The 13354-nt window shown below is 67.6% G+C and carries 9 protein-coding genes; 5 read left to right on the top strand and 4 right to left on the bottom strand.

Annotation, left to right across the window (positions count from 1 at the left end; genetic code table 11):
• Positions 1-18 precede the first annotated feature (18 nt).
• A complete protein-coding gene (locus ACFVWG_RS35660; RefSeq protein WP_391547895.1) occupies positions 19-1008 on the top strand; it encodes a zinc-binding dehydrogenase in 990 nt (329 codons plus the stop codon).
• 206 nt (positions 1009-1214) lie between these two features.
• Here the strand turns inward: ACFVWG_RS35660 and ACFVWG_RS35655 are convergent, their stop codons facing one another.
• Positions 1215-4493 carry a M28 family peptidase gene (locus tag ACFVWG_RS35655; protein WP_391547894.1) on the bottom strand — a complete coding sequence of 1093 codons (3279 nt, stop codon included), beginning with the start codon at positions 4491-4493 and terminating at the stop codon, positions 1215-1217.
• Between the two features lie 239 nt (positions 4494-4732).
• Here ACFVWG_RS35655 and ACFVWG_RS35650 point away from each other — a divergent pair, with 239 nt between their 5' ends.
• Complete coding sequence (locus ACFVWG_RS35650) at positions 4733-5710, top strand: LysR family transcriptional regulator (RefSeq protein ID WP_391547893.1); 978 nt, start codon at positions 4733-4735, stop codon at positions 5708-5710.
• Here the strand turns inward: ACFVWG_RS35650 and ACFVWG_RS35645 are convergent, their stop codons facing one another.
• Complete coding sequence (locus ACFVWG_RS35645) at positions 5711-8884, bottom strand: S8 family serine peptidase (RefSeq protein ID WP_391547892.1); 3174 nt, start codon at positions 8882-8884, stop codon at positions 5711-5713.
• A gap of 252 nt (positions 8885-9136) precedes the next feature.
• On the opposite strand from ACFVWG_RS35645, the gene ACFVWG_RS35640 reads away from it, so the two are divergent.
• Complete coding sequence (locus ACFVWG_RS35640; protein ID WP_391547891.1) at positions 9137-9544, top strand: hypothetical protein; 408 nt, start codon at positions 9137-9139, stop codon at positions 9542-9544.
• 75 nt (positions 9545-9619) lie between these two features.
• On the opposite strand, the gene ACFVWG_RS35635 is transcribed toward ACFVWG_RS35640, so the two are convergent.
• Both ACFVWG_RS35635 and ACFVWG_RS35630 read right to left on the bottom strand, forming a co-directional pair.
• Positions 9620-10207, bottom strand: a complete 588-nt coding sequence (locus ACFVWG_RS35635; protein ID WP_391547890.1) for an FHA domain-containing protein — start codon at positions 10205-10207, stop codon at positions 9620-9622.
• A gap of 56 nt (positions 10208-10263) precedes the next feature.
• Complete coding sequence (locus ACFVWG_RS35630) at positions 10264-10968, bottom strand: hypothetical protein (RefSeq protein ID WP_391547889.1); 705 nt, start codon at positions 10966-10968, stop codon at positions 10264-10266.
• Between the two features lie 87 nt (positions 10969-11055).
• On the opposite strand from ACFVWG_RS35630, the gene ACFVWG_RS35625 reads away from it, so the two are divergent.
• Positions 11056-12132 (top strand): ATP-dependent DNA ligase, encoded by a 1077-nt coding sequence (locus ACFVWG_RS35625; RefSeq protein ID WP_391547888.1) that lies wholly within the window; start codon positions 11056-11058, stop codon positions 12130-12132.
• Positions 12132-12899 carry a polyprenyl diphosphate synthase gene (gene uppS, locus ACFVWG_RS35620; protein WP_391547887.1) on the top strand — a complete coding sequence of 256 codons (768 nt, stop codon included), beginning with the start codon at positions 12132-12134 and terminating at the stop codon, positions 12897-12899. Before ACFVWG_RS35625 ends, uppS begins: the two co-directional genes overlap by 1 nt.
• Positions 12900-13354: the final 455 nt, after the last annotated feature.

The following is a 13354-nucleotide window of genomic DNA, read 5'->3' as shown; positions in this document are numbered from 1 at the left end:
GTCATAGCTTTCAGCGTTATGAAGACGATTCAGTTGCATGCGTTCGGGCCGCCGGAGAACCTGCGCTACGAGGACGCCCCGGATCCGGTGCCGGGTCCTGGAATGGTGCTGATCCAGGTCGAAGCCGCGGGAGTCCATCTGCTCGACACATTCCTCCGCGCGGGAGATCTCGGAGAGAGCGCTTTCTCCGCTCCCGAACTGCCGACCATTCCCGGTCGTGAGGTGGCCGGCGTCGTACGTGAGGTGGGGCCGGAGGTGGACGGCGCGTGGATCGGCAAGCGGGTGGTTGTGCATCTCGGGATGGTCCCGGGTGGGTACGCCGAACTGGCGGTCGCGAAGGTGGAGTCGCTGTACGAACTACCTGACCATGTGGACGGCGTACAGGCTGTTGCGGCGATCGGCACGGGACGGACGGCCGCGGGGATCCTGGCGCAGGCAGCGCTCTCCGCCGAGGACGTCGTACTGGTGACGTCGGCCGCGGGCGGCATCGGCGCCTACCTGATCCAAGCCGCTCGCAATGTGGGCGCGACCGTCATCGGGCTCGCGGGTGGACCGGCGAAGGTGCAGTTGGTCCGCGACCTCGGTGCCCAGTACGTCGCGGACTACCGCGATCCGAACTGGGTGAGCGCTCTCCGAGCCGATCTCGCGACGGACGAGGTGGTGGCCGAGCGGCCGGTCACCGTGATGCTGGACGGCGTCGCCGGGCCGAGCGGGCTTCTCGCACTCGACCTCGTGGGTGACGGCGGACGGGTGCTGACGTTCGGATGGTCGGGCGGCGATCCACTGCCGGAGGACTCCCCTGAGCTGTCCTCCCGCGGCGTCACGGTCACCGCCGCCCTCGGTGACATCCGCAGCCGGCTCCGCGAATTCGAGAGCGCGGCCCTCGACGACACTGTCGAGGGCCGCTGGAGAGCGCTCTCGACCACGTTCCCGCTCTCCGAGGCACCCTCCGCTCACCGGGCCCTCGAAGAACGCCGAACCGTGGGCAAGGTCGTCCTCCTCCCCTAACGTCCGAAAAACCGGAGAGCCCGTCTCCGATCCTGCGGACGTTACGGGGGGCGGACGCCTAGCGTCCGAAAACCCGGAGAGCCCGTCTCCGGTCCTTCGGACGTTGTAGCCGGGCACACTGCGGCCTTCTCCCACCTCAACAGGAGAAGGCCGCGGTGCGGGGACGGGCGGCGGAGGACCTGGTGGGTTCCTCCGCGGCCCCGCTGTTAATAGATGGTGTAGCTGAAGGTCGCCTTGCCGGAGGCACCACCGGAATCGGTACCGGTGACGGTCGTCGAGAAGGTGCCACGCGTGGTCGGCATCCCGGTGATCGACCCCGAAGAGCTGATCACGAGCCCGGGCGGCAGACCGGTCGCGCTGAAGGTGACCGGCAGGCCCGCGCTCGAGGTCGCCCGGACCTGGAGCGGGAAGCTCTGCCACCCGACGAACCCGAACTGGCTGCCCGGGTTCTGCACGGTCACGGTGCCGGATTGTGATCCGGTCACCGTCAGCCGGTACGTCGACTCGTGGCTGACCGCACCGGTCCCCTTCACCACGATGTCGTACGTACCGGCCGCCGTGGACGCCGAGGCGGCGATCGTCAGCGTGGCTGACGAACCCGACGTCACGCTGGTCGGCGAGAACGTCGCGGTCGCGCCGGTCGGCAGGCCGGTGGCGGCCAGTTGCACCGACTGCGGGTCACCACTTGTGGTCGCCGTCTTGACCGTCGTCTGCACCGAGTTGCCGGGGGCAACTGATCCACTGGCCGGGTCGAGGCTCAGGCTGAAGTCGTTGCCCGCCGGCGGCTGGTCGCCGACAGCCAGCTTCCAGAGCGCGTACGCCGTCGCGTCGGCACTGCGGTCGAGCACCGTCGTCGCGATGTTCGACGGGTACTTGTCACACGCCGAGTGGTAGCAGGCGTCGTACGCCGAGCCAGCGGTGCCGCCCCATTTCTGTGCCTGCGCGCTGGTCTTGCGGGCACTCGCCCCGGCGGCGACACCGCTGGTCGGGATCCCGGCATTCTTGAAGGACGCGTCGTCCGAACGTCCCGCACCTTCGGTGTTCTCCTCCGGAGCCAGGTTCAGCCCGTCGTAGAACGCCTTCAGCACCTTGCCGGTGTCCGTGGTGATGTTGTTGACGAAGTAGCCCGCGTTGGTGGACGCGACCATGTCGAAGTTCAGGTAGGCCTTGATCTTCGAGCGGTCGGCCGTCGGCAGCTGGCTGACGTAGAACTTCGAGCCGTTCAGGCCCTGCTCCTCGTCGGTCCACCAGGCGAACCGCACGTGCTTGGCCAGCGTCGGCTTGGCCTGGGCCAGGGCGAGCGCGACCTCGAGGATGTTGGCCGATCCGGAACCGTTGTCGTTGCTGCCCGGACCGGCGCTCACGCTGTCCAGGTGCGCGCCGAGCATGATCACCTGGTTCGCGTCACCACCGGGGAAGTCGGCGATCAGGTTGTCCGACGGGTACTGGCAGTTGGTGCAGCGCTGCTTGGCCACCGTGTACCCGGCATCGCGCAGCTTCTGCTCGATGTAGCTGATCGACGCGGTGTGGCCCGCACTGCCGGCCCGCCGGTTACCGCCGTTGTTGTCGGCCGCCGTCTGCAGCGCCGCGAGGTGCGCCTTCACCTTCTCCACATCGATGTTCGGTACGTCGGCGGGCGGGGTGGATCCGCCGACGGTCAGCCGGTACGTCGCAGTCCGGTCCACGTCGGCGCCGTCGCCGGTGATCCGGATGTCGTACGCGCCTTCCGGCGTCGTCGAGGTGGTGCTGATCTTCAGCGTCGACGAGTTGCCGGACTGGATCGAGGCCGGGTCGAACGACGCGGTCGCGCCGGACGGCAGACCGCTCGCGGTCAGCTGGACGGCCTGCGCGGAACCACTCCCGATGACCGTGTTCACGGTCGCGGAAGCGCTCTCTCCGGGTTTCACAGAGCCGCTCGCGGGCGAGACCGACATCGTGAAGTCGTTGCCGGTCGGAGCGCAGGTCGCCTCGCCGGACTGGGCCGGGACCGTCACGGCGTCCCAGGCAGCCTTGACCTTGCCGAACAGCGCGCAGCTGCTGTCCAGGTTCTTGGCGGCGGTCAGAGTGGTCGAACGCCACTTGCCGTAGGACATGTTCGACGTCTTGCCCAGCATCGCGTTGTAGAACAGCTTGCCGGCGTCCTTGATGCCGATCCCGGTCAGCGTCGTGTTGTTACACGTCGGGCTGGTCGGCTTGCCGTTGCCGGGGTTGGTGCCCTCGGCAAGCAAGTAGAACCAGTGGTTCATCGGGCCGGCCGAGGCGTGGATCTCGTTCGGCAGGCTGCTCGAGTTGCAGTCCGGGTGCCCGGAGACGTTCGACGGCTTGTACATCACCCGGATCGGGCCGTTGCCGGTCAGGTCGATCTTCTCGCCGACCTCGTAGTCCGGCGCGTCGTTCGGGTTGTTCAGGTACGCCTCGGTGAGCGCTCCCCAGATGTCCGCGACCGCCTCCTGCGACGGGTAGCCGGAGATACCGCCCGGCGTGTACGCGTCCAGCCCGTGGCCGTACTCGTGCGCGACCACGTCGGTCGCGGTGATCCACTGGCGGGCGTTGTTGTAGCCGAAGATCACGCCGTCGGAGTTGTACTGCGAACCCCAGTAGGCGTTCACATCGCCGAGCCCGACCAGGGCATCGGCCCACTTGCCCTGGTTGTCCAGGCCGTTGCGCCCGTACCAGTTCTTCAGCAGATCCCACTCACCGGCGGCGACGTACATGACGTCGGTGCAGCCGGCTTCCTTGTCGGTCTTCGACGTGCTCCCCCACGTGTCGTCGGAGCCGGAGTACGTCTGGCCGTTCGCCGAGTCGCCACAGCGCAGCGACGGACGCGCCGGGTCGGTCATCGTGTACGTCGACCCGGACTGCGTCGTACCGATGGTGAGGTTGGAGCCGTTCCAGATACCGGTTCCGGTACCGGCTGCGCTCTCCTCGATCTTGTGCACGACCTTGCCGGTGTGGGCGTCGACGTACACCTTCTGCCGGCGGAGCTCACCGTGGTCGCGACCCTGGACACGGGCCTCCCACGCGAGCACGGGCTTGGCGCCACCGGCGTACACGACCAGCGTCGGCTGACCCGGGACGGAGTCGGCCTGCTCGATCGTCTTCTGCGCCGCCTTCTGGGCGGCCGCCTTCGTGACCGCGGGTGTGCGGTCGACGGAGATCGGTCGCTGCTGCGCGACGGTGATGCTCTTCGCGTGACCAGCGTTGTCAGTGGTGACGACGAAGTCGCCGCCGATCACGGCGAGGTCGTTGTACGTGCGCTGGTAAGCGACGTAGTTCAGACCCCACGGCGTACTGATGTCCTGCTGACGGATGAACCGGTCCCCAGATCCGGCCTTCAACTCGGCGGCCCGTCCCTCGACCAGGCGGTCGGCGGTACGGATCGCGGCAGCCCGCGGATCGGGCTTCGGTGCTGCGCTCTCACCGGCGGTGGCCGCCGGGAGCTTGGTGGTGACCACAGCGGTGGTCAGAAGCGCGAGACTCAGCACGCCTCCGACTGTCGCTGCACGCAGGGCAGTGCGTTTCACTGGGACACGTCCTCACTGGATGGGGGCGGTGATTCCGCCACCGGCCGCTGGGGCTGCAGTCCGGTCCGGCCGGTGGCGGAAGAAAGAGGACGCCGGCTCCTTGCAGGGCAGGCAGGTGAACGTCCGGCATCCTCTGTCCGTCGACATTGACACCTCTACGTGATGGCTGTGATATCCCAGCAGGGCATAACCTCCCCGCTATGGAGCTCGAACTTCGCCATCTCCGCGTGGTGTGCCGGCTCGCGGACACGGGCAGCGTTTCCAAGGCCGCGGCGGCGCTCGGCGTCTCCCAGCCGTCACTGACCGCCCAGCTGCACCGCATCGAGGAGGCGGTCGGCGGGTCCCTGTTCGAGCGCGCCACGACCGGCGTCGTACCGACTCCGCTGGGTAAGCACGTGCTGAGCAGATCGCGGGCGATGCTCGCGGACATGGACGAGCTGGTCGGTTCGAGCCGGCGTTATACCTCCGGCACCGGCACGCTCCGGCTCGGCTCGTCGCGCACAGTCATGTTCGGCGCCTGGCTGTCGCGCCTCGAGAGAGCGCTCTCCGGCCGTGAGATCGCGACTCAGGTGGACTCGTCGAGCGCCGTACTGACCGAGCTCCTGGCCGCCGACGTCCTCGACATCGCGATGATCGGCCGCGCCGAGGACGCCTACGCGCCACCGTGCCCGCAAGGGATCCGGGAGCAGACGATGGTCTTCCCCGAACCGTTCGGGATCGCGCTCCCCGCCGATCACCATCTCGCCGGTGCCGACGAGGTGAAGCTCGTCGAGCTGGCCGACGATGTCTGGATCTGCCCGCCGGCCGGCAAGGAGGACGGCGAGCTCGCGTACCTGCGCGAGGTCTGCGAGGACGCCGGCTTCACGCCCCAGTTCCGCTACGGAAACCTCGACACGAACGAGATCGAGCAGCTGATCGGCGCCGGCCGCGGCATCTGCCTGTGCGCCCCGACGGTGCGGGAGCTCCCCCGCACCGTCGTGAAACCGCTGGCCGGCCAGCCCCTGTCCTGGCGCCGTACCTTGCGCTGGCGCGTCGACAACGTGAGTCAGGAAACGGTCAACGCCATCCACCAGACCTTCGTCGACACCTACCGCGAGACCATCGCCGAACACGCGACCGCCCGTTCCTGGTGGAGCGGGCGTCCCGAGGCCCACCCCACCGTCATCGATCCGGGCTGATCAGCGCAGCCGGTAGGCGTTGGTGACCGTCTGCGTGGCGGTGTTGCCGGCCTTGTCGGTGACGACCGACTTGAGCGCGATCGTCTTCGCGGGCGTCTTGAAGGACGCCACATAGTTGCCCTTGCGCCTGGACACAACGGACGCCTTCGTCCAGGTCCTCCCGCCGTCACCGGAGATCCAGACCTGCACGCTCTTCAGCGCGCCGACCGGTGCCTTCGGCTGGTACTTGACCACGAACGGCAGGTTGGTGGTCGCCGTCCGCTTGACCGAGTTGTTCAGGTCGACGGCGGGCTTGAACTGCGCGCCCCACAAGGGCAGCGGAAGCATCTTCTTGCCGGTGGTCGCCGAGGTGAACGTCCAGACGTTGCTCAGCTGCGTGGAGAGCTGCATCGCCGGAACCTTCTGCGTGTTCTCCAGCCGGTACGACGACTTGGCCGCCGGTACGTCGATCTGCGTGTCATCCGTCGAGACGAGCTTGCCGTTGCGGAACAACCGCGTGCTGTAGGTGCCGCTCTCGTTGGCCGACGCACCGGGGTGCCCGTCCTGATCGGTATTGGGGTTCACATCGAGGAACATCTCGTTCCCGGTCCGGCTGGTGCGGCCGTTGAGTGACGGAGCCGCGACAGACGCACCCCACCGCTCCTGATAAGCCTTGCCGCGCCGGTAGGTGGTCTCCGACAGCCAGGTCACGAGGGGATCCAGCTCGCCCTTCTCGATCCGGTCCTGGTCGATGTTGGCCGACCAGCGGGCGCCGGCGTCGAAGTACTGCACAGTCTTCGCTGGCAGGTGGTAGAAGAAGGGCTCAGGATCGGTCGGCTGCTGCATGCCGGGCAGACCGCCCATGCGTAGATCCGTCGCGACGCCACCCGGCTGCCCCGCGGTGTGCTGCGAGGTCACTGTGGCCAGCGCCTTCTGGTCGACGACCCGGTTGTACCCGGTGAGGTAGCGACCGCGGACGCCTTGCATCAAGTTGTAGCTGTACGGCGAGTCGATGAACTGGCCGTCCTTGTCCTGCTTGCCCCAGCGGGAGTACGAGTAGGCGACGAAGTCCTTCGTCGAAGCGGGGGTGCCGAGCGAGGCGGCGTACAGCTTGCTCAGGTCGGAGGTGCTGTTCGCACCCTCGAACACGCCGCCCGGATAGGTCAGCGAGTAGCCGACCTGCAGCTCGGTCAGTTTGGCGTCCGGCTTCGGCAGCTTGATCCCAAACGGCTTCGCAAGCCGCGCGTCCGCGACCAGATCGGCCGTGTGGTCGAGGTTCAGCATCGGCCAGACCAGGCGGTACTGCTGGTCCGCGTCCCCGTTGATGGTGGCGTCGACGACGTACCGGCCCTTCGGCAGCCGCACCTTCGCGACACCGTCCGCGCCGTGGAAGACCTCGGTGATCTTGCCGTTGGCAACGTTGACGATCCCGGTCACGTAGTTGTCCGACGGCTGACCATTCGGGAGCAGGTGCTTGATCGTGACATCGTATTTCTCCTGCTCCTTCTCGATCGCGTACGGCGTCCCGACCGTCTGACCGCCGCCGGTCGCCACGAGACGACCGGTGTACATGCCGATCGCGGCCTTGCGCGTATCCGCGGTGACCTTGACCGTGCCGGTGCCACCGGCCGGGATCGTCAGCGTCGTCGGGCTGAACGTGAAGGTCTTGGTGGCGCTGCTGGTCAGCGTCAGCGTGACTGGCTTGGTTCCGAAGTTGCGGTACTCGAGGTCCTTCACCAGGGGCTCGTCGTTGGTGTGCGGCCAAAACTGGGTCCCGAACGACAGGCTGCCCGTTGTCGCGACCACGGTTTGCGTGATCACCTTTGCAACGTCGACGCGCCCAGCACCCTGCTGGAACACGGTCTGCTTCGGCAGCGCCTTCGCCGAACCCATCAGTGCCGACTTGAGCTCAGGCCCGGTCCAGGTCGGGTGCTGCTGCAGCAGGAGCGCGGCTGAAGCGGCCACGTGCGGCGTCGCCATCGACGTACCGCTCATCTTGAGGTAGTACTTGCCGACCGGATCCCCGATGGTCGAGTCCTTGGACTTCGCGGCCACGATGTCGACGCCCGGTGCCGTGATGTCCGGCTTGAGCCCGCCGTCGCCGACACGCGGGCCAGGGTTGGAGAACGGCGCGTACTGATCCTTCTTGTCGACGGCACCGACCGTGAGCGCCGCGTCGGCGCTACCAGGTGAGTCGACCTTGCCGCCATCCTCGCCCTCGTTGCCCGCGCAGATGACGAACAGGGCGCCGGTCTGGGCGGAGAGCCGGTTGACGGCCTCTTCGAGCGGGTCGATGTCCGGGGTGTCCGGGCCACCGATGCTCATGTTGATGATCTTGGCCTTCTGATCGACCGCGGCCCACTGCATCCCGGCCAGCATCTCGGACTCCGGGCAGTCGTCGCCCGAGCAGACCTTGCCGTCGAGCAGCTTCGCGTCCGGCGCGACGCCCTTGTACTTCCCCTTCGACGCGGAGCCGGTACCGGCGATCGTCGAGGCGACGTGCGTGCCGTGGCCGATGTTGTCGTTCGCATTTTCGGTGGTGAAGTTCTTCTCGGCAACGATCTTGCCCTTGAGGTCCGGGTGGGTCGCATCGATCCCCGTGTCCAGGACCGCAACCGTCATGCCTTCGCCGGTGAAGCCCGCCTTCCAGGCCGCCGGTGCACCGATCTGCGGAACACTCTGGTCGAGGGTGATGTGGCGCTTGCCGTCGAGCCAGATCGTCGCGACCGGATTCGCCGACCGCGCTCCGAACTGGTGCAGGAAGTCGCCGGTCTTCGGTGCCGACACCGCCGCTCCGTCGATCGCGGGCAGCTCCTGACGAACGGTTGCCGAGCGCAACGACGTCGCCCGGGCACCGCCGTACGAGATGATCAACGGGGTGGACTGCGTCTTCGCGTCGTCGTACCCGAACTTCAGCAGTGTCGAGACCTCGAACAGCCGTCGGTCAAGCTTGCCCGCGGCAACGTCCGAGGTCACATCGGACGGCATCACGACGAGCTTCCCACCTGAGCGCTGAGTCGAGAACACCACGTGGTCCCGGCCCGGGCCGCGCTCGATCCGGACCTTCGCCGGATCGCCGTCGCGCAGAATCACCTTGTCCCCGGTGATCAACGTCACCACCCTGTCCTTCGCCCCCACCGGCAACTTCGCCGTACCGGCGTCCTGAGCGGCATCCGCACCACTCCCGGCCGCCACCACCCCGACCGTTGCCCCGCAACAGCCACCGCCACGGCGACCGCCAACCAGCGCTGCTTCATCTCTTCCTCCACGCGTCCCCAGACGCCGCCCGAAACCGGGCAGCATCCCTTAGATGTGGTGCGACGCAGAGAAGGTTGAGTCCCGCAATTTGCACTTTGTTGCAAGGCTCTGAACGATGCATCCGGCAACAATCGACGTAGGCTCCGACAGGGCCCCGGACCGACCGGGAGCCGCCGAGCGGAGGAATACATGAACCTTGTCCGACAGGTGGTCTATCGCGGTGTGGCAATGGTCGGCGTCACCGCAGCGATTGCCGTGGCGATGGCCGCGCCGGCGTCTGCCAACCGCGCCGGGGCCTGCAACCACAATCAGTCGCTGTGCAACACCATGTACGGCAAGAACCTGCACGTCGACGACGTGCTCGGAGTGCGTTACGACGGTTTGTCCGACACCGGCATAGGGTTCTTTCAGATCTTCGGTCCGCACGGATACAAGCGGACCGGTGACACGGTGAAGGGCGAAGTCGAGCACCGCTTCGAGGTCAACAAGGACTTCGCCGTCGGCGACCTGATCTGCTTGCAGTTCTGGGCGAAGAACAAGGACGGCAGCTTCACCCAGAAGGGCGGCAACGTCTGCGGGACAATGCCCATCAAGTAGAAAGATCGGGTATCGGTCGGGTCGGCGCGCGGACATGATCACGATCACCCCGACGAGGCAAACCGCCGCCCCACGTTAGTGGGAGTCGTCGCTCCACGTGAGGACGAAGGTGACGGCGCCGAAGCTCAACTGATCGCCTGGGCGGACGCGGACCGGTGTGGTGATGCGACGGCCGTTGTGTTCGGTGCCGTTCATGGAACCGAGGTCGCGGACCATCCAGCCGTCTCCGACGTGGCGGAGCTCGGCGTGGTGCCGGGAGACCGAGACGTCCGCGAGGCGGAGGGTGGCGCCGTCGCCGCGGCCGATCCGGACGGTCGGCGAACCGGCCGGAGGTAGTGCGAGCTGAGCGACCGGTACGACGAGGAGCTCCCGCCGGGCCAGCGGGATCCCGACCAGATCCTCGAGGCGACGCCAGACGTCGGCCCGCGCCAGCCGGGTGCGCACGGAGCGCATCCAGCCGGCGAATCGCGGTTCGGGCTTGGGCAGGTCGGTCAGGACCGAGTCGAGCTCGCCCCGGCTCTGCGCGTGCAGCACGAAGTTCATCCGGCGGATGAACGTGTCGTGCGACAGCCGGCCCGAACCGGCGCCGTCGCGCAGCACGGCGAGCGCGTGATCACGCTCGGCGTCGGACGGACGCGCGTTCGTGAGCGGGAGCGGACTCATGAACGAAATTGTCCGTGCGGACCGGCTCACTGTCCACAGACCTCGCGGGTCGTGCCCTACTTGTACTGCACGCGGTCGGCCGCGTGGGCGTCACCTTGGACCAGCCCCACGTTCGACACGCCGACCACCAACTGGTGACCAGTGACGTCGTTCTTGTAGGTCACGTACGTCGAGCCTGCGCCCGCGTCGGCCGCGATCCGGCGCCAGTGCGAGCCACCGGTCTTCGAGATCTTCGTGAGTGCCTTCGTGACGTCCGGGGTGGCGTAGTACGCCATCCACTTCGTGTCACCGCGGCCCCAGGCGCGGATCAGGTTGTCCGACCAGTCCAAGGCGCCGTACGCCTTCGGCTCGCCGACAAACTTGGCGCTCGTCGCGGCATGCCAGCCGCCGACACCCCGCAGCCCGACGTTCTGAACGCCGACCGTGAGGTTCCCGCCGCGAGCGTCGTCGTGGTAGGTCACGTAGATCGTCCCGGCCGCGCCTTCAGTGCCGGTACGACGCCAGTGGATCCCGCCCGGTGTCGCCTGCGCGGTCAGCGCGTGAGCGGCCGCCGTACTGGCGTAACAGGACGTAGCAGCCTGCTCACCGCTGCCCCACGCCCGAACGAGCCGGTCCGCGTACGTCACCGCATCGACGTTCGCCACGGACTTCCCACACGAAACCGCAGCCGTCGCCGGCGCAGCACTACCGAGCACGAACGGCATGGTCACCACGAGTGCGGCCGCCGTACCAAGGAGTTTCTTCTGACCGTTGATGTGCATGATCAACCTCCCGAGTTGGTCAACATCTGTTCACCCGGTAGGACGCGGTGAATCGCCCGGGAGTTGAGGGTGGGTGAGAATGGCCACATGGACCTGCCTGTGATGCCGCCGGTGAAGCCGATGCTCGCGAAGCCTGTGAAGGGGATTCCGCGCGGGGATCTCAGTTACGAGCCGAAGTGGGACGGGTTCCGGTCGATCGTGTTCCGGGACGGGGACGAGGTGGAGATCGGGAGCCGGAACGAGAAGCCGATGACGCGGTACTTCCCGGAGCTGGTCGAGGCGATCAAGGCGAATCTGCCGGAGCGCTGCGCGATCGACGGGGAGATCATCGTGATCGGCGAGTCCGGTGACCGGCTCGACTTCGAGGCGTTGCAGCAACGTATTCATCCCGCGGCGAGCCGGGTGAACATGCTGTCGGAGAAGACGCCGGCGCGGTTCGTCGCCTTCGACCTGCTGGCGCTTGGTGACGAGGACTTCACCGAGCGCCCGTTCGCAGAGCGCCGTACGGCGTTGCTGGGGGCGCTCGCGGACGCGAAGGCACCGATCCACATCACGCCGGCCACCAGCGACCACGACACGGCCGGGCAGTGGTTCGAGCAGTTCGAGGGCGCCGGGCTGGACGGGCTGATCGCGAAGCCTCTCGACGGGCTCTACATCCCGGACAAGCGGACCATGTTCAAGGTGAAGCCGGAGCGTACGGCGGACTGCGTGGTAGCCGGGTACCGCCTGCACAAGAGCGGTCCCGACCGGATCGGCTCGCTGCTGCTCGGTCTCCACAACGCCGACGGCACGCTCGCCAGCGTCGGCGTGATCGGCGCCTTCCCTCTCGAGCGGCGTAAGGAACTGTTCGAGGAGATGCAGGAGCTGGTCACCACGTTCGACGACCACCCCTGGGCGTGGGCGAAGCAGGAGGAAGGCACCCGGACGCCGCGCAACGCCGAAGGTAGTCGCTGGCAGGCCGGGAAGGATCTCTCATTCACTCCCCTGCGCCCGGAGCGCGTCGTCGAGGTGCGGTACGACCACATGGAGGGTGTGCGCTTTCGTCACACCGCTCAGTTCGTTCGCTGGCGCCCGGACCGTACGCCGGAGTCTTGTACCTACGAACAGCTGGAAGAGCCGGTGAAGTTCGACCTGGCCGACGTACTGACGAGTGCGACCAGCTGATGAACCCTCTCTACGGTCTCTACACCCGCCGACTCCGCCGTCAGCTGACCGGTCTCCCGCAGCCGCGGCACATCGCCATCGTGATGGACGGCAACCGCCGCTGGGCACGCCGGGCCGGACTGGACGACGTACGGCTCGGTCATCGTTTTGGCGCGCAGCACCTTGAGCAGTTCCTGACCTGGTGCGCCGCCGCGGGCGTGAACTGCGTGACCGCGTGGGTCGCCTCCGCCGACAACATCCGGCGCCGCGACTCGGCCGAGGTCGACTACCTCATGCAGCTCACAGAGACCGTCCTCGCTGACCATGTACGGCGGGATCACCGCTGGCGACTGCATGTCGCCGGGCAACTGGACCTGCTCCCCGACTCGACCGCCCGGGCCCTGAAGGAGGCGGTCGAGGCCACCCGCGACCGGGTCGGCGCCGGTGATCTGACGATTGCCATCGGCTACAGCGGCCGCCTCGAGGTGCTCGACGCGATCCGCGGCGTACTCGACGAGGCAGCCGAAGCCGGCCGCGACCTGACCGACGTTGCCGCCGACCTCACCGAAGACGACATCAGCCGGCACCTGCACGTGCCCGGCCTCCCCGACCCCGACCTGGTCATCCGCACCAGCGGCGAGCTCCGAATGTCGGACTTCCTGCTCTGGCAGGCCACCCGCTCCGACATCGAGTTCTGCGACCTCTACTGGCCGGCCTTCCGCGAAGTCGACCTCCTCCGAGCCCTCCGCACCTACGGCCGCCGCAAAGCACCCACCACCCAGCCCTGACCCAAGCACCCCCAGCCAACGCCTCCTTGGGTCGCCGCATCATCTCGCTAGCCTCTCTCCAGCACCCCCGCGCGACACCCGCCGACCTTCCTAGCGTGAGAACGCGGCCGGTTGCTCCGGCGCAGACAGTTGCCCAGAGCCCCCTTTCCCGAACCGCAACCACACTCCGCCAACCACAGCCAACGTCACCCCGATCGCGGCGCCTCTCCCGAACCGCAACCACAGCCCGTCAGCCACACGCAAGGGTGAACCCGGTCGCGGCGCCTTCCCGGACCGCAACCGTAGCCCGTCAGCCACAGGCAAGGGTGAGCCCCGGTCGCGGCCTCGCCATCCCCCTCAGCCACCGCCTGGCCCAGCCACCCCGTCTTTTGATCGGCCGCAGACATGCTCAGCCACAGCGAGACATAGCCGGCCGAGTCGCCTACCTGGCTTGCAGGGGACTCGACCGCCTCCGG

The organism is Kribbella sp. NPDC058245, from assembly GCF_042882005.1.
In the GTDB taxonomy this organism is placed as follows: Bacteria; Actinomycetota; Actinomycetes; order Propionibacteriales; family Kribbellaceae; genus Kribbella.
The sequence above is the reverse complement of the archived record's forward strand: the minus strand, read 5'-3'. Positions and strand labels throughout refer to the sequence as shown.

Coding starts and splice junctions, on each gene's coding strand:
- ACFVWG_RS35660 (WP_391547895.1), top strand. CDS start 19: ATGAAGACGATTCAGTTGCATGCGTTCGGGCCGCCGGAGAACCTGCGC.
- ACFVWG_RS35650 (WP_391547893.1), top strand. CDS start 4,733: ATGGAGCTCGAACTTCGCCATCTCCGCGTGGTGTGCCGGCTCGCGGAC.
- ACFVWG_RS35640 (WP_391547891.1), top strand. CDS start 9,137: ATGAACCTTGTCCGACAGGTGGTCTATCGCGGTGTGGCAATGGTCGGC.
- ACFVWG_RS35635 (WP_391547890.1), bottom strand. CDS start 10,207: ATGAGTCCGCTCCCGCTCACGAACGCGCGTCCGTCCGACGCCGAGCGT.
- ACFVWG_RS35630 (WP_391547889.1), bottom strand. CDS start 10,968: ATGCACATCAACGGTCAGAAGAAACTCCTTGGTACGGCGGCCGCACTC.
- ACFVWG_RS35625 (WP_391547888.1), top strand. CDS start 11,056: ATGGACCTGCCTGTGATGCCGCCGGTGAAGCCGATGCTCGCGAAGCCT.
- uppS (WP_391547887.1), top strand. CDS start 12,132: ATGAACCCTCTCTACGGTCTCTACACCCGCCGACTCCGCCGTCAGCTG.